Origin of the sequence: Streptomyces sp. NPDC001787 (assembly GCF_040297465.1) — a bacterium.
Taxonomy (GTDB): domain Bacteria; phylum Actinomycetota; class Actinomycetes; order Streptomycetales; family Streptomycetaceae; genus Streptomyces.
In genome coordinates this window covers 261,073-277,531 of record NZ_JBEOZE010000009.1, presented here as the reverse complement: position 1 = coordinate 277,531, position 16,459 = coordinate 261,073, and the positions used below count along the sequence as shown (strand labels likewise).

Here is a 16,459-nt window from a genome sequence, read left to right as displayed (position 1 = left end):
CACCGTCAGGTCATCGGCGAAACGCCGGTCACCGGTCGCGTCGGGCACATACTTCACACAGACAACGATCCTCAAGCTCACGCCGGCTCTCCTACCTGGGTGTGGTTCGTAGAACGAGATTATGGCACTCAGTACCCTCTGTAAAGGTACGTAGTGCCAAAAGCGTCGTTCCGGTGCTACGTTTCGCCGCATGACCGAGGCGCGCAGACCGGAGAAGAAGGCCCCCATGCGGGAGGTGCTCGCACAGGCGGCTTTCCAGCTCTTCCTGGAGCGCGGATTCGAGCAGACCACGGTGGACGACATCGTGGCGCGGGCCGGGGTCGGACGGCGTTCGTTCTTCCGCTACTTCCCGTCCAAGGAGGACGCGGTCTTCCCGGACCACGAGAGCTGTCTCGCCGAGGTGACCGCTTTTCTGGCGGACGTCGACGACAGTGATCCGGTGGAGGCGGTGTGCGACGCGGCCCGGATCGTGCTGCGGATGTACGCCGCCAACCCCGAGTTCTCCGTGCGGCGTTACCGGCTCACCCGGGAGGTTCCCGGCCTGCGCACGTATGAACTCTCCGTGGTGCGCCGCTACGAGCAGAAGCTGGCCGGTCATCTCCGGGGCCGGTTCGGTGAGACGGGCGACGAGGCGCTGCGGGCCGAGGTGATCGCCGCTTCGGTGGTCGCCGCGCACAACAACGGGCTGCGCCAGTGGCTGCGTTCGGGCGGTGCGGGTGATCCCGAGGCCGCCGTGGATCATGCGCTGGGCCTGGTCCGGGAGGTCTGGGGGAGCCCGGCCGAACGTACGGCGGTGGCGTCCGGCGACAACGAGGTGATCGTCATGGTCGCCCCGAGGGGCACCCCGATGTGGCGCGTCGTGCAGCAGATCGAAGCGGTCGTGGGCGAGGGGTGAGTCCAGAACTAGGCACTCAGTGCCTTTACGTCTCGACACTCAGTGCCATATGGTGCGGACGCGCCGACGTCGAGGTGCGGCGCGTGCGATCCGAGCGCAGGGGGTAGAGCCGTGTCCCAGTCAGGAATTGGCACCGTCCGGAAGCCGCACGAGGAGTGCGGGCTGTCCTACCACCGCTGCCGCTGGTGCGGCACCGCCTCCTTCCGGCGGCTGCTGTGCCCCGTCTGCGCGTCGAGCGACCTGGAACCCGAGCGCAGCGCCGGTGACGGTGTCGTCGTACGGGCCGCGGTCGTCCACCGCTACACGGAGGCGGCGCGCAACGAGTCCCTGGTGCGGTTCTCCGAAGGCTTCGTCTTCCGCTGCCGTGTCGTGGGTGTCGCCCCGCACCTGGTGACGGCCGGTGCGCGGGTCCGTCCCGTCGCCGCCGCGGGGGCGGGCGAGGGCGGGGTGGGCGAGGACGATGTCGTCTTCGAACTCTGCGATCCGCCCGCGTGCAACGCCTGGACCTGACGCGCCAGCCCGTCCGTCCCCGTCCGTCCCTGCCCGTCGTCCCCTTCCGCCCGCCCCGCCCCGCCCCGTCCCGTCCCGCCCCGTCCCGTCCCGTCCCGTCGTCCGGTCCGGCTTCAGCCCAGCTTCTTGAGGAGTTCGGCGGCCAGTGGTGCGGAGGACGCGGGATTCTGGCCCGTGACCAGGTTGCGGTCGACGATCACGAACGGTGCCCATGGCTCGCCTTCCTGGAAGTCGGCGCCGATCTCCACGAGGCGGTCCTGGAGCAGCCACTTCGCCCTGTCGGCGAGCCCTGCCTGGCGTTCCTCCGCGTTGGTGAAGCCGGTCAGCCGGTATCCGGCGAACGCGTTGGTGCCGTCCGGGCCGTCCGCCGCGAGCAGCGCTGCCGGGCCGTGGCAGACGACTCCGAGCGGCTTGCCGGACTTCAGGGCCGAGGTGAGCAGCCGGCCGGAGGCGGCGCTGACGGCGAGGTCCTCCATGGGCCCGTGGCCACCGGGATAGAAGACGGCGGCGTAGGCGTCCAGGTCCACGTCCTCCAGCGCGATCGGCTCCCGCAGCGCGCTGAACGAGTCGAGCGTCGCGGCGACGCGGGCGGCGCCTTCCTCGCCGCCGTTCACGTCGGGGGCCAGGCTCCCGCGGTCCACGGGCGGTACGACTCCGCCGGGCGTGGCGACGACGACCTCGTGGCCGGCGGCGGTGAACGCCTCGTACGGGGCGGCGGCCTCCTCGGCCCAGAAGCCGGTCGGGTGCTCGGTCCCGTCGGCCAGGGTCCAGTGGTCGGCGCCGGTCAGCACGAGAAGGATCTTTGCCATGTCACATGTCTCCGCGGTCCGGGGTGTCGCTGACGACTCCGACCGTAGGCGGCTCCGGCGGCCGGTGGGGGGCGGGCGCGGCTGATCTGCCGGTCCCGGGGAGCCGTTCCCGGGGGAGTCGCGTGTCCTTGCCCCCTGTAAAACACCGGGCTGCGACCGTGCGGCGGGCCCCGGGGGCGGTGCGCCCCGCGGGTGAGGGGTTCGCCCCGGTGGCCGCGCCCGTCCGGGCGGCGCGGCCCCCCGGCCCCGCGCATCGGCGTGCCGGTCCGGCCCCCCGGCCCCGCGCATCGGCGTGCCGGTCCGGCCCCCCGGCCCCGCGCATCGGCGTGCCGGTCCGGCGCACCGACCCCGCGCGTCGGTACGTCGTTCCGGCGCACGGGTCCGGCGTGTCTGCCCCGCGTCCCTCCGTTATCCGATCGTCAGGAAAATCTTGTCCGCTATGTGGGCGGACCTCTTGCCTTGCGGACTGTATGCGAAATACGGTCTGCGATATTCCCTTGATCACCCCCTGGCGGGAGGTAGGCCCTCGTGCGCCGAAAAGCGGTTGCCCTGGTGGCAGTTGCATTGGTGTCCCTCACCTCGGGCTGCGCGTCGTTGCAGTCCTCGGCGACCGAGGTCGGCGGTGTACGGAAGACCGATGAACGGCCCGTACACGACGGCGGGACACTCACCGTCGCCCTCAACTCCGACCCCGACAAACTGGATCCCACCCTTGCCCAGACCCTTGTGGGCCGCACGGTCTTCGCGGGCATGTGCGAGAAGCTCTACGACATCGACGAGGACGGCGCCGTCGTGCCGCAGCTCGCCGCGGCACTCCCCGGCGTCTCGGCCGACGGCCGCACCGTCACCCTGCCGGTGCGCCCCGGTCTGACGTTCAGCGACGGAACCCGGCTCGACGCCCGAGCGGTCGTCACCTCGCTGCTGCGCCACCGCGATCTCCCCGGATCCGCACGCGGCACCGAACTGGCCCCGGTCACCGGGATCCGGGCCACCGGACCGCTCACCGTCAGCCTGACCCTCGACCACCCCTACGTACCGCTCACCGGCGTACTCGCCGACCGGGCCGGGATGGTGATGTCACCGGCCGCACTGGAGAAGTACGGGAAGGACTTCACCAACCACCCCTCCTGCGTCGGCCCCTTCCGCTTCGTCGAGCGCGTCGGCGGCGACCGGATCGTGCTGGAGAAGGACCCCCACTACTACGACGCCGACAAGGTCCGGCTGGACGGCGTCGTCTACAAGCCCATCCCCGACGGCAACGTCCGCCTCGCCAACCTGCGCTCCGGCGACCTCCAGGTCGGCGACCAGATGGGCCCCGTCGACGTACGCAGCGCACTGACCGAGCCGAAGCTCCAGCTGTTCAACTCGCCCTCCCTCGGCTACCAGGGCATCGGCCTCAACGTCGGCAATGTGAACGGCCTCGGGAAGAAGCCCGGCAGGCTCGACACCCCGATCGCCCGGGACGTCCGCGTCCGGGAGGCCTTCGAACTCGCCATCGACCGCGACCTGATCAACAAGGTCGTCTTCCAGGGCATGTACGAACCTGCCTGCGGCCCGATCTCCCCGCAGTCCGCCATCGCCCCCGGCGTCAAGCCCGAGGACTGCCCCCGGCGCGATGTCGCGAAGGCCAGGAAGCTGCTGACGGAGGCCGGGGTGAGGACTCCGGTCAGGATCGAGCTGAAGACCTCCACGACCCCCGAACAGGGGCGCGTCGGCCAGGTCCTCCAGGCCATGGTCAAGGAGGCGGGCTTCGAACTGACCCTGCGGCCCACCGAGTACGCCACCATGCTCGCGGAGACCGACGCGGGCGACTACGACGTCTTCACCAGCGGCTGGTCCGGCAGGCTCGACCCGGACGGCAACGTGTCCAACTTCCTCAAGACCGCCGGCGCCATGAACGCCTACGGCCTCGGCGACCCCCGGATCGACGCACTGATCGCCCAGGGCCGCACCGTCGCCGATCCGGCCCGGCGCACCGAGATCTACGAGGAACTCACCCGTCGCGTCCAGGACGCCCACGCGATGATCTACCTCTACCGGCAGAAGAACTACGTCGTCGCCACCAAGGACGTCGCGGGCATCCGCGTCTACGGCGACGGACTGGTCCGGGTCAAGACTGCGGGGTACACCCGATGACGAAATACCTGCTGACGCGTTTGCGCCAGTCCCTGATCACCCTCTTCCTCGTCAGCGTCGTGGTCTTCGCCGGAATCCGGGCGCTGCCCGGCGACCCGGCACTCGCGCTGGCCGGGGAGGAGCGCAGCCCCGAGGCGCTCGCCGCGATCCGCGAGAGCTACGGACTCGACGACAACGTCGTGGTCCAGTACGGGCGGTTCATCGGCCACGCCCTCACCGGCGACCTCGGCAACTCCTCCCGCACCGGGCTCCCGGTCGCCGATGCCATCGGGCAGGCCCTGCCCGTCACCCTGGAACTGGCCGCGCTCTCCCTGCTCCTGGCGATCGTCGTCGGCATCGGCGCCGGTGTCGTGGCCGCCGTACGGCGCGGAAGGCCGGAGGAGTGGCTGGCCAACGTCATCGCGCTGATCGGCCTCTCCATCCCGACGTTCTGGCTCGGCATCGTGCTCGTTCTCGGATTCGCCATCGCCCTACCGGTGTTCGCCGCCTCCGGATACGTCCCCTTCGGCACCGACCCGATCGACAACCTGCGCCGCATGGTGCTGCCCGCGATCGTGCTCGGCTCCGGACTCGCCGCCGTCGTGATGCGGCAGACCCGGGCCGCGATGCTCGACTCGCTCTCCGCCGACTACGTCCGCACCGCCCGCGCCAAGGGACTGTCCAGGCGCTCCGTCATCGGCGGCCACGCACTGCGCAACTCCCTCGTCACCGTGGTGACCGTGCTCGGCCTCCAGCTCGGCCATCTGATCTCCGGCGCCGTCGTCACCGAGCAGATCTTCGTCCTGCCCGGCTTCGGCAAGCTGACCATCGACGCCGTCTTCACCCGCGACTACGCCACGCTCCAGGCCGTGGTGCTCTGCACCTCGGCCGCGTACATCCTCATCAATCTGCTGGTCGACGTGGTCTATTCGGTCATCGACCCGCGTATCCGGCTCGGAGGTGCCCGGTGACCACCGCGACCACAGTGCTCCCCACCCCGCCACCGGCCACCCGGAGGCGCGGGGGCGGCGGCAAGCTGCGGGCCCTGCGCCGCAACCGGCTCGCCCTCACCGGGGCGGTCATCGCCGCCGTCTTCGTCCTCGCCGCCGTGTTCGCCCCGCTCATCGCCCCGTACGATCCCGCGCAGCCCGACTTCGGCAACGTCCTGGCCGAACCCGGCTGGGCACACTGGCTGGGCACCGACGACCTCGGCCGCGACCAGCTCTCCCGCATCGTCCACGGTGCCCGCGCCTCGATGCAGGTCGGCCTCGTCGCCGTCGTCCTGGCCTTCGTCGTCGGCGTACCGCTGGGACTGCTCGGCGGGTACTACGGCCGGTTCGCCGACAGTGCGGTGTCACGCCTCACCGACACCATGCTGGCGTTCCCGTTCCTGGTGCTCGCCGTCGGGCTCGCCGCGATCCTCGGCCCGTCGCTGACCAACGCCACCATCGCCATCGGCATCTCCCAGATCCCCGCCGTCATCCGCATCACCCGGGCCGAGACCCTGCGGCTCAAACACGTCGACTACGTCGGGGCGGCCATCGTCAACGGCGGCGGGGACGTCACCGTCCTCTTCCGGCACATCCTGCCCAACGCCACCTCCGCGCTGATCGTCCAGGCCACCGTCGGCATCCCCGCGGCGATCATCGGCGAGGCACTCCTGAGCTTCCTCGGCCTGGGAGTCCAGCCCCCCGACCCCTCGCTCGGCGTGATGCTCTCCGGGGCCCAGTCGTTCCTGGCCCCCGCGCCCTGGCTGGCGGTCTTCCCCGGCCTGGCGATCGTCGCGGCGACGCTGGCCTTCAATCTGCTCGGCGACGGACTGCGGGACGTCCTCGACCCCCGTGGAGGGACCCGATGACCGAGACCGTTCCCGCGACCGGACCCGAGCCCGCAGCCGTACGGGACGCCGCCCGCGCACCCGTCCTCAGCGTCCGCGACCTGTCGGTGTCCTTCCGCTCCGACACCCGCACCGTGCACGCCGTCGACGGTCTCTCCTACGACCTGGCACCCGGCGAAGTCCTCGCCGTGGTGGGGGAGTCGGGCTGCGGGAAGTCCGTCACCTCGATGGCGGCCATGGGGCTGCTCCCGCCGACCGCCAGGATCGGCGGCTCGATCAGGCTGGGCGGACGCGAACTGGTCGGCGCGCCGGAGAAGGAGCTCCAGAAGATCCGCGGCAAGGACATCGCGATGATCTTCCAGGAGCCGATGACCTCGCTGAACCCGGTCCTCACCATCGGCCGGCAGATCGGCGAGGTGCTGCGCAGGCACCAGGGGCTGAGCAAGAAGGAGGCCAGGGCACGCGCCGTGGAGCTCCTCGAACTCGTGGGCATCCCCGCCCCCGCCCGCCGTATCGACGAGTACCCGCACCAGCTCTCCGGCGGCATGCGCCAGCGCGTCATGATCGCCATCGCCGTCGCCTGCGACCCGTCCGTCCTGATCGCCGACGAGCCGACGACCGCGCTCGACGTCACCGTGCAGGCGGGCATCCTCGAAGTCCTCCAGTCGCTGCGCGAACGGCTCGGCACGGCCATCGTCCTGGTCACCCACGACCTCGGCGTCGTCGCGGACGCCGCCGACCGGGTGCTCGTGATGTACGCGGGCCGGGCCGTCGAACAGGCCCCGGTCCACGACCTGTTCGCTTCCGGACGCCACCCCTACACCCGCGGCCTGCTCGGCGCGGTGCTCCGTCCCGGCGGCGAGGGCAAGCGCCGGCTCCCCGAGATCCCCGGCCTCGTCCCGAGCCTCGACAGCCAGCCCGACGCCTGCACCTTCGCCCCCCGCTGCGCCCGCGCCGACGACAGATGTACCGGCGGCCGGCCCGGTCTGAGGTCCGTCGACCGGCGGTCCGGCACGGACGCCCCGCACCGGGCGGCCTGCTGGCACCCGTACACCGACGGCGAAGCGGCAGCCGCCCTCGACGCGCGACCCGACCAGGAGGCCGGGCGACCCGACCAGGAGGCCGGAAAGTGACCACCGCACAGGCCGTCCCCGCACCGCGCGGAAGCGGCGAGGACAAGGAAGGCGCCCCGCACCCCCCGGTGCTGGAGATCAGCGCCATGGAACGGCACTTCGCCGCATCCGGCGGCGGCACCGTCCGCGCCGTCGACGGGGTCTCGATCACCATCGGGCGCGGCGAGGTCGTCGGCCTCGTCGGCGAGTCCGGCAGCGGCAAGTCGACCGTCGGCCGTTGCGCCGTACGCCTGGACGAACCCACCGCCGGGACCGTCCGCATCAACGGCACGGACGTCACCCACCTCTCCCGCCGTGCCCTGCGCCCCCTGCGCAAGGACTTCCACCTGGTCTTCCAGGACCCGTCGTCCTCGCTCGACCCGCGGATGACGATCGGCCAGATCATCGCGGAGCCCATCAGACTGCACCGGAGGGCCCGCGGCGCCGCCGTACGGGACCGGGTCGAGCAGCTGCTCGGCCAGGTCGGACTGCGCCCGGAACACGCCGACCGGCACCCCCACGAGCTGTCCGGCGGGCAGCGCCAGCGCATCTCGATCGCCCGCGCGCTGTCCTGCGACCCCGATCTGGTGATCGCCGACGAACCGACCTCCGCGCTCGACGTCTCCGTCCAGGCGTCCGTGCTCAATCTCCTCGCCGACCTCCAGCGCGACCGGGGCTTCGGCTGTCTGTTCATCACCCACGACCTGGCGGCCGTCGAGTTCCTCGCCGACCGGATCGCCGTCATGTACCTCGGCCAGATCGTCGAACAGGCCCCGACCGCAGAGCTGTTCACCGCTCCCAAGCACCCCTACACCCAGGCGCTCCTGTCCGCCGCGCCCGTCCCCGACCCGGTGCTCCAGCGCTCGCGCGAGCGCATCGTTCTGCACGGCGAACTGCCCAGCCCGCTCGACCCCCCGCCCGGCTGCCGCTTCCACACCCGCTGCCCGCTGGCCACCGACCGGTGCCGCACCGAGGTGCCGGAACTGCGTGAGATCCCCGGCGGACGGCAGGTCTCCTGCCACCTCGTGACCGTCGACGGCACCGCCCCCGACGCGGCCGCCTGACCCTCGGCCGCGGATCCCGCGACGGCGCGTACGTACGATCCGCACAGCGGCCGAGAACCCCGAAGGTCCCGGAGAACCGAAGGTTCCGCGGACCCGACCGCCACGGAGACCCGAGCGTCTCCGCACCCCTCACTCCAGAACTCCGCACGTCGCAGCAAGGAGCCGCATTCGTGTTCACCACCCGGCCGACCCTCCAGGGCACCTTCGGCATGGTCTCCTCCACCCACTGGCTCGCCTCGCAGTCGGCGATGGCCGTCCTGGAGGACGGCGGCAACGCCTACGACGCGGCCGTCGCCGCCGGATTCGTCCTGCATGTCGTCGAACCGCACCTCAACGGCCCGGCCGGTGAGGTCCCGATGATCCTGGCGCCCCAGGACGGCGACGTACAGGTCCTGTGCGGCCAGGGCCCCGCCCCCGCGGGCGCCACCGTCGCGCACTACCGCTCCCTCGGCCTCGACCTGGTGCCCGGCACCGGACCGCTCGCCGCCGCCGTACCGGGCGCCTTCGACGCCTGGATGCTGCTGCTGCGCGACCACGGGACCAGGACCCTCGCCCAGGTCCTGCGGTACGCGATCGGCTACGCCGAGGACGGCCACGCCCCCGTCGAACGCGTCGGCCAGACCGTGGAGACCGTCCGCGAGCTCTTCGAGACGGAGTGGCGGACCTCCGCCGACGTCTACCTCCCCGGCGGCAGGTCGCCCCGGCCGGGCGAGCTGTTCCGCAACCCGGCCCTCGCCGCGACCTGGCGCCGGCTGATAGCGGAGGCGCGGGAGACCGGCGGCGAGGACCGCACCGCGCAGATCGAGGCCGCCCGCGCGATCTGGCGCACCGGCTTCATCGCCGAGGCGCTCGTCCGCCAGGCCGCCGTCCCCACCAAGGACACCAGCGGGAACCGCCACACCGGCACCCTCACCGCCGCCGACCTGGCGGGCTGGTCCGCGTCGTACGAGGCGCCCGCCACGTACGACTGGAACGGCTGGACCCTGGCCAAGGCGGCCGGCTGGAGCCAGGGGCCCGCCTTCCTCCAGCAGCTCGCCCTGCTCCCCGCCGAACTGCCCCGGTACGGCTCCGCCGACTACGTCCACCTGCTCATCGAGGGCTGCAAGCTCGCGATGGCCGACCGCGAGGCCTGGTACGGCGACGCCGCCGGCGTACCGCTCGACGCACTGCTCTCGGAGACGTACAACGCCGAACGCCGTGCCCTGATCACCGCCACCGCCTCACGGGAGCTGCGCCCCGGCAGCCCCGGCGGCCGTACCCCGGTCCTCAGCGCGCACGCCCACGCGGTCGCCTCCGGCGAGTCCGGCTTCGACGCCATGGGCATCCCGACGGCCGGAGTCGGCGAGCCCACCGTGGCCAAGGACGGCGCGGAGCCCGGTGAGCAGGTGGTGGCACCCGACGGCGGAACCCGGGGCGACACCTGCCATGTCGACATCGTCGACCGCTGGGGCAACATGGTTTCAGCCACCCCGAGCGGTGGCTGGCTCCAGTCCAACCCGGTCGTGCCGGAGCTGGGCTTCCCGCTCGGCACCCGGCTCCAGATGGCCTGGCTGGAGGAGGGGCTGCCGAACTCGCTGACCCCCGGCCGCCGCCCCCGCACCACGCTCACCCCGTCCCTCGCCCTGCGCGACGGCGTCCCCGTCATGGCGTTCGGCACGCCGGGCGGCGACCAGCAGGACCAGTGGCAGCTGCACTTCTTCCTCGCCGTCGCACTGCGCGCCGAGGTCCGCGGCGGTCTCGACCTCCAGGGCGCCATCGACGCCCCGAACTGGCACAACGACAGTTTCCCCGGTTCCTTCTTCCCGCGCGGCATGCGTCCGGGCAGCGTCACGGTCGAGGAGGGCATGGACCCGGAGGTCGTCGCGGAGCTGCGCCGCCGCGGCCACGACGTCACGGTCGGCGCCGCCTGGTCGGAGGGCCGCATGTGCGCGGTCGCCAGGGACCCGCGGACCGGTGTCCTGTCCGCCGCCGCCAATCCGCGCGGGATGCAGGGGTACGCGGTCGGCCGCTGACCGCCCGCCCGAGGTGCCCCCGGCGGCGCGTGCTTAGCTGGAGTCATGATCGATGACTTTCTGGCCGATACCGCCGGGGACACCGGGCCGCTGACCGAGGTCGAGGCGGCCGTCCGCGCCGCGGCCGCCGCCGAGATCATGCCGCGCTTCCGGCAGCTCGCGGCGGACGAGATCATCGAGAAGAACGGCCCGCACGACCTCGTCACCACCGCCGACCGGCTCGCCGAGGAACACCTCACCGCCTCCCTGACCGCACTGCTGCCCGGATCGGTCGTCGTCGGCGAGGAGGCCGTCCACGCCGACGCGAGGGTGTACGAGGCGCTGGGCGGTGACGCCCCGGTGTGGATCGTCGACCCGGTCGACGGCACCCGGCAGTTCGTCCGCGGCGAGGCGGGCTTCTGCACGCTCGTGGCCCTCGCGCACCGGGGCGAGATCCTCGCCTCCTGGACGTACGCCGCCGCACGGGACGAGATGGCCGTCGCGGTACGGGGCCGGGGTGCCACGCTCAACGGAGCGCCGATACGTTCCGGCTCGCCCGCCCCGGACGCCGTCCTGAGAGTGGCGATGTCCCACCCCGACTACACCACCGACGCCCAGAAGCGGGCGCTGCTGGGCCTGCGCACCGACGGCATCGACGCGCGCCCCTGCGGCTCGGCCGGCCTGGAGTACCTCGCCGTGGCCCGCGGCGCGTCGGACGCGGTCGCCTTCAACTGGGAGTTCGCCTGGGACCACGCGGCGGGCCTGCTCCTGGTCACCGAGGCGGGCGGCACGGAGGCCACCCTCTCCGGCGCCCCCTACCGGATCACCGGCGGCAACGACCTGCCCTTCACGGCCGCCCGCGACGAGGCCACCGCGGCCCGCGTCCTGACCGCGCTGCGCGCGGGAGCCTGAGCCGCACCGGCACCGGCGGACCACCCCGGCCGGCCCGGGACGGACCTCGGCCCGCCGGGGACGCCCCGCCGCCACGCTGTCCGCGGGCCCGAATATCCTGGGCCCCTTGCCCACCGGCTGACGAAGGAGTCCGAAGGTGCCGTCGATGCTCGATGCCGTCGTCGTGGGGGCGGGCCCCAACGGACTGACCGCCGCGGCCGAACTGACCCGCCGGGGCTTCGCCGTGGAGGTGTACGAGGCGGCCGGGACCGTGGGCGGAGGCGCCCGCACCGAGGAGCTCACCCTTCCCGGCTTCCGGCACGATCCGTGCTCCGCCGTCCACCCGCTCGGGATCGGCTCACCCGCGTTCCGGGGGATGCCCCTGGACCGGCACGGACTGGAGTGGCTCCAGCCGGAACTGGCGCTCGCCCACCCCTTCCCGGACGGGACCGCCGCCGTCCTCAACCGGTCGGTGGGGGAGAGCGCGATGTCGCTCGGGCCGCGGGACGCCGGGGCCTACCGCAGGCTCGTCGCCCCCTTCCTCGGCCACTGGGACACCCTCGCCGCCGACTTCCTGCGCACCCCGTGGGACGGACTGCCCCGTGATCCGTACCGGCTGGCCCGCTTCGGCGCGCTCGGGCTGCGGCCCGCCACCTGGCTCTCGCGGCGCTTCGACGGGGACCGGGCCCGGGGGCTCATCGCCGGTCTCGCCGCCCATGCCATAGCGCCGACCAGCGGATTCGCCACCGGGGCCATCGCCCTGGTCTTCGCACTCGCCGCCCACGAGAAAGGCTGGCCGGTGCCGCGCGGCGGCTCGCAGGCCATCTCCGACGCCCTCGCTTCCTACGTACGCGAACAGGGCGGCACGATCCGCACCGGCACCGAGGTCAGACGGCTGGACGAACTCCCGCCCGCCCGCTCCTACATCTTCGACACCTCACCCACCGCCATGGCCCGGATCGCGGGACTCGGCGACGCCTACCGCGGATACCGCTACGGCGCCGCCACCTTCAAGATCGACTACGCCCTGTCGGGCCCGGTGCCCTGGACGGCGACGGAGGCCCGGCGCGCCGGCACGGTCCACATCGGGCCCACCGCCGGGGAGATCGACACCGCGCTGCGCGCCGCCGTCCAGGGCCGGGACCCGGACGTGCCGTTCCTGATCACCGCGCAGCCGAGCGTGACCGACCCGTCCAGAGCCCCCGAGGGACGCCATGTCTTCTGGGTGTACGGGCATGTCCCGGCGGCCTGGGAGGGCGACGCCACCGATGTCATCGAACGCCAACTGGAGCGGTTCGCCCCGGGGTTCCGCGATCTGGTGCTCGCCCGCGCGGTCGCGGGACCGCCCGAGATCGCCGCGCGCAACGCCAACTACGTCGGCGGTGACATCGCCTGCGGGGCGTTCTCCGGACTCCAGACCCTGATCCGCCCCAAGCTCGCCCGCGTCCCCTACGCCACCGCCCATCCGGCGGTCTTCCTCTGCTCATCGGCCACACCGCCGGGCCCCGGCGTGCACGGCATGTCCGGTCACCACGCGGCGAAGGCCGTCTGGCGGCGGCTCCGGGCCCGGTGAACGAGGCGCGGGGCCCGGTGTTACGGGAGCGCGGGCCCCGGTGCGCGGGAGCGCGGGGCCCCGCGTACGGGAGCGCGGGTGCCGGTGTGACGGCATGATGTCCGCATGAGCACCTCCGAGCCCGAGCCGGTGGCCGTCCGGCTGTTCCGGGGCGACATCACCGCCCAGTCCGTCGACGCCATCGTCAACGCCGCGAATTCCTCGCTCCTCGGCGGAGGCGGGGTGGACGGCGCGATCCACCGGCGTGGCGGTCCGGAGATCCTCGCCGCCTGCCGGGACCTGCGGGCCTCGCACTACGGCAAGGGCCTGCCCACCGGCCGTGCCGTGGCCACCACCGCAGGCCGTCTGGACGCCCGTTGGGTCATCCATACGGTCGGCCCGGTCTTCAGCGGTGTCGAGGACCGTTCCGCGCTGCTGGTCTCCTGCTACCGCGAATCCCTGCGCGTGGCCGCGGAGTTGGGGGCCCGCACCGTCGCGTTCCCGGCGATCTCGACCGGCATCTACGGCTGGCCGATGGACGACGGCGCGCGCCTCGCGATCAGCACGGTGCTGGCGGAGGCCGCGGCCCCCGTGGAAGAGGTGCGCTTCGTGCTGTTCGACGCGCACGCGTACGCGGAGTTCGAAGAGGCCCTCGCGAAACAGGGCTGATCCGCGGCACCGGATGAGCCGCGAAACAGGGCTGACCGCGAGACAGGGCCGAGCCGCGACACAGGGCTGATCCGCGGCACCGGGCCGGGTCAGGACACAGGGCCGGGACGTGACACAGGATGAGCCGCGAACCGCACGGCACCGTGCGATGTCGCATGTCGCATTTCCGCGCAACCGTGATGTCGGATTTCCGCCAGCCCGGCCCCCGGCGGTGACCGATGCTTGAACCATGCACACCGACACCGAGCGCTGCGTGCGGGCCGTCCAGTCCAAGGACGCCCGCTTCGACGGCTGGTTCTTCACCGCGGTCCTGACCACCCGGATCTACTGCCGCCCCAGCTGCCCCGTCGTACCGCCCAAGGTCCGCAACATGGCGTTCTACCCCAGCGCCGCCGCCTGCCAGCAGGCCGGATTCCGGGCCTGCAAGCGGTGCCGGCCCGACACCAGCCCCGGTTCCCCGGAGTGGAACGCCCGCGCCGACTCGGTGGCCCGTGCCATGCGCCTCATCCAGGACGGTGTCGTCGACCGCGAGGGCGTACCGGGGCTCGCGGCCCGGCTCGGCTACTCCGCCCGGCAGATCGAGCGCCAGCTCCTGGCCGAGCTGGGCGCCGGGCCCCTGGCGCTCGCCCGTGCCCAGCGGGCGCAGACCGCGCGCCTGCTGATCGAGACCACCACGCTCCCGATGGCGGAGGTGGCGTTCGCCGCCGGTTTCGCCTCCATCCGCACCTTCAACGACACCGTCCGCGAGGTCTTCGCCCTCGCCCCGGGCGAGCTGCGCACCCGGGCCGCCCGGGGCCCCCGGGTCCCCGCCCTCCCCGGTGTCATAGCGCTGCGTCTGCCGTTCCGGGCGCCGCTCAATCCCAGCAACCTCTTCGGGCACCTCGCCGCGACCGCCGTCCCCGGGGTCGAGGAGTGGCGCGACGGCGCCTACCGCCGCACGCTCACCCTTCCGTACGGCCATGGCACGGTCGCCCTGACCCCGCAGCCCGACCACATCGCCTGCCGGCTCTCCCTCACCGACCCGCGCGACCTCACCCTGGCCATCAGCCGCTGCCGTCGGCTGCTCGACCTGGACGCCGACCCGGTCGCCGTCGATGAGCGGCTGCGCACCGCCCCCCTGCTCGCGCCGCTGGTCGACGCGGCCCCGGGACGGCGCGTGCCACGCACCGTGGACGGCGCGGAGTTCGCCGTACGCGCGGTCCTCGGCCAGCAGGTCTCCACCGCCGCTGCGCGCACGCACGCGGCCCGGCTCGTCACCGCGCACGGCATCCCCGTCGACGACCCCGAAGGCTCCCTGACGCATCTCTTCCCGACTCCGGAGGCGCTGGCGGAACTCGACCCGGAGTCGCTCGCGCTGCCGCGCAGCCGCCGCAGGACCCTCACCACACTCGTCGCCGCGCTCGCCGGGGATGAGCTCCGGCTGGGGGCCGACACCGACTGGGAGCAGGCACGCGCCGATCTGGCCGCGCTGCCCGGCTTCGGCCCCTGGACGGTCGAGGTGATCGCGATGCGGGCACTGGGCGATCCGGACGCCTTCCTGCCCACCGATCTCGGCATCCGCCGGGCGGCGGAGCGGCTCGGCCTCCCGGCGACCCCCGCCGCCCTCACCGCGCGCGCCGCGGACTGGCGGCCCTGGCGGGCGTACGCCGTCCAGTACCTCTGGACCGTCGACGACCACCCCATCAACCACCTGCCCGCCTGACCACGGAAGGACCTCTCCCATGTCTGCCCTCAACGCGCCGACCACGTGCCACATGGTCACGGACAGTCCGTACGGCCCGCTGACGCTCGTCGCCACCGACGGTGTCCTGTCCGCCGTCTACATGACGGAGCAGCGCCACCGCCCGCCCGAGGAGACCTTCGGCGTGTTCGACCCACGCCCGTTCCCCGAGGTGATCCGCCAGTTGGAGGCGTACTTCGCGGGCGAGCTGAGGGAGTTCGATCTGCCGCTGCGTCTGGCCGGCACCCCGTTCCAGCGGAGCGTCTGGGACGAGCTGCTGAAGATCCCGTACGGCGAGACCCGTTCCTACGGCGAACTGGCCGAATCGCTCGGCAAGCCCAACGCCTCCCGGGCGGTCGGTCTCGCCAACGGCAAGAACCCGGTCTCGATCGTCGTCCCGTGCCACCGGGTCATCGGCGCGTCCGGCGGCCTCACCGGATACGGCGGCGGGCTCGACCGGAAGCAGCGGCTGCTCGCCTTCGAGAGCGGCGGGGACCACGACGTGCCGGCACTGTTCTGATCCGGCGGGCGGGCGGGGTCGGCCCGACCGCCCGCCTCAGCCGTCCCGGCTGCCCACGCCCGGGGCAGCCGTCCCCGTCCGCCTCAGCCGTCCCCGTCCGCCTCAGCCGTCCCCGCCGCCCGCGCCGGGTCAGCCGGTGAAGATCTCCACGACCGACCAGATGGCGAGGCCGAGCATGCACAGACCGCCGATGCGCTGAACGGTCTTCAGCGGCACCCGCTTGGCGATGAACCGTCCCGCCAGCAGCGCCAGCGCGGACACGGACATCAGGGCGGCGGCCGAACCGATCGCCGTGGACCAGGTGCCGTTGCTCGCCGCGAGGTTGGCGGTGGTGATCTGGGTGAGGTCGCCCCACTCGCTGATGAAGACCGCCATGAACGCGGTCGAGTAGACCGGCCAGAAGCCGGTCACCGTCTTGACCTCGCCGTCCTCGTCGTCGTCACCGCTCCCGCTGCGCAGCAGCATGAACGCGCCGAAGGCGAAGAGCGAGGCCGAGACCAGCTTGACGATCCAGTCGGGCAGCAGCCCGATCAGGCTGCCGGCGCCGACCGCGATGGCCACATGCACGATGAACGCGGACGAGGTGCCGAACCAGACATAGAGGGGACGCATACGCGTACCCATGGCCAGCGAGGCGAACATCGTCTTGTCGGGGAGCTCCGCGAGGAAGATCAGCCCGAAGGCGGTGAGGATCGCCAGGGGGTCGAGATGCATTCCGGGTGGCTTTCTGTGAGAGCCGGGCCCCGGGTCTCCGCGAAGTGCCGTTTCTGGCTT

The 16,459-nt window shown here is 72.7% G+C and carries 15 protein-coding genes and 1 pseudogene; 13 read left to right on the top strand and 3 right to left on the bottom strand.

Going from position 1 to position 16,459, the window contains the following annotated elements; translation table 11 throughout:
- Positions 1 to 81, bottom strand: a pseudogene (locus tag ABT170_RS16085) (electron transfer flavoprotein subunit beta); the annotation flags it as partial.
- A 145-nt stretch (positions 82 to 226) separates the two neighbouring features.
- Here ABT170_RS16085 and ABT170_RS16080 point away from each other — a divergent pair.
- Together ABT170_RS16080 and ABT170_RS16075 are read left to right on the top strand one after the other, a co-directional pair.
- Positions 227 to 895, top strand: a complete 669-nt coding sequence (locus ABT170_RS16080; RefSeq protein WP_329946779.1) for a TetR family transcriptional regulator — start codon at positions 227 to 229, stop codon at positions 893 to 895.
- 126 nt (positions 896 to 1,021) lie between these two features.
- Complete coding sequence (locus ABT170_RS16075) at positions 1,022 to 1,405, top strand: PhlB family protein (RefSeq protein ID WP_329946780.1); 384 nt, start codon at positions 1,022 to 1,024, stop codon at positions 1,403 to 1,405.
- Positions 1,406 to 1,518: 113 nt separating this feature from the next.
- On the opposite strand, the gene ABT170_RS16070 is transcribed toward ABT170_RS16075, so the two are convergent.
- Positions 1,519 to 2,214, bottom strand: coding sequence for a type 1 glutamine amidotransferase domain-containing protein (locus ABT170_RS16070; protein ID WP_351867801.1), 696 nt, complete (start codon positions 2,212 to 2,214; stop codon positions 1,519 to 1,521).
- Positions 2,215 to 2,766: 552 nt separating this feature from the next.
- Between ABT170_RS16070 and ABT170_RS16065 the strand changes: the two genes are divergently transcribed.
- From ABT170_RS16065 to ABT170_RS16015, 11 genes are all read left to right on the top strand, one after another.
- On the top strand, positions 2,767 to 4,350 hold the full coding sequence (locus ABT170_RS16065) for an ABC transporter substrate-binding protein (RefSeq protein WP_351867799.1): 1,584 nt from the start codon (positions 2,767 to 2,769) through the stop codon (positions 4,348 to 4,350).
- Entirely contained in the window at positions 4,347 to 5,300 is a 954-nt protein-coding gene (locus ABT170_RS16060; RefSeq protein ID WP_329946582.1) for an ABC transporter permease, read from the top strand. Before ABT170_RS16065 ends, ABT170_RS16060 begins: the two co-directional genes overlap by 4 nt.
- Entirely contained in the window at positions 5,297 to 6,187 is an 891-nt protein-coding gene (locus ABT170_RS16055) for an ABC transporter permease (RefSeq protein ID WP_502970523.1), read from the top strand. Before ABT170_RS16060 ends, ABT170_RS16055 begins: the two co-directional genes overlap by 4 nt.
- A complete protein-coding gene (locus ABT170_RS16050) occupies positions 6,184 to 7,299 on the top strand; it encodes an ABC transporter ATP-binding protein (protein WP_351867796.1) in 1,116 nt (371 codons plus the stop codon). The genes ABT170_RS16055 and ABT170_RS16050 overlap by 4 nt, the downstream gene beginning before the upstream one ends.
- 86 nt (positions 7,300 to 7,385) lie before the next feature.
- Entirely contained in the window at positions 7,386 to 8,342 is a 957-nt protein-coding gene (locus tag ABT170_RS16045) for an ABC transporter ATP-binding protein (RefSeq protein ID WP_351867823.1), read from the top strand.
- Between the two features lie 170 nt (positions 8,343 to 8,512).
- Positions 8,513 to 10,354, top strand: coding sequence for a gamma-glutamyltransferase family protein (locus ABT170_RS16040; RefSeq protein WP_329946584.1), 1,842 nt, complete (start codon positions 8,513 to 8,515; stop codon positions 10,352 to 10,354).
- Positions 10,355 to 10,399: 45 nt separating this feature from the next.
- Positions 10,400 to 11,245: an inositol monophosphatase family protein gene (locus ABT170_RS16035; protein ID WP_351867793.1), complete on the top strand. Its 846-nt coding sequence runs from the start codon at positions 10,400 to 10,402 to the stop codon at positions 11,243 to 11,245.
- Between the two features lie 136 nt (positions 11,246 to 11,381).
- The gene (locus tag ABT170_RS16030; RefSeq protein ID WP_329946586.1) at positions 11,382 to 12,797 is read left to right on the top strand and encodes a phytoene desaturase family protein; all 1,416 of its coding nucleotides are present in this window, start codon (positions 11,382 to 11,384) and stop codon (positions 12,795 to 12,797) included.
- 105 nt (positions 12,798 to 12,902) lie between these two features.
- Positions 12,903 to 13,445 carry an O-acetyl-ADP-ribose deacetylase gene (locus ABT170_RS16025; protein ID WP_329946587.1) on the top strand — a complete coding sequence of 181 codons (543 nt, stop codon included), beginning with the start codon at positions 12,903 to 12,905 and terminating at the stop codon, positions 13,443 to 13,445.
- Positions 13,446 to 13,674: 229 nt separating this feature from the next.
- Positions 13,675 to 15,147: an AlkA N-terminal domain-containing protein gene (locus ABT170_RS16020; protein WP_329946588.1), complete on the top strand. Its 1,473-nt coding sequence runs from the start codon at positions 13,675 to 13,677 to the stop codon at positions 15,145 to 15,147.
- Positions 15,148 to 15,166: 19 nt separating this feature from the next.
- Positions 15,167 to 15,685, top strand: a complete 519-nt coding sequence (locus ABT170_RS16015) for a methylated-DNA--[protein]-cysteine S-methyltransferase (protein ID WP_351867788.1) — start codon at positions 15,167 to 15,169, stop codon at positions 15,683 to 15,685.
- A gap of 129 nt (positions 15,686 to 15,814) precedes the next feature.
- Here the strand turns inward: ABT170_RS16015 and ABT170_RS16010 are convergent, their stop codons facing one another.
- Positions 15,815 to 16,399 (bottom strand): TMEM165/GDT1 family protein, encoded by a 585-nt coding sequence (locus tag ABT170_RS16010; protein WP_329946590.1) that lies wholly within the window; start codon positions 16,397 to 16,399, stop codon positions 15,815 to 15,817.
- Positions 16,400 to 16,459 lie beyond the last annotated feature (60 nt).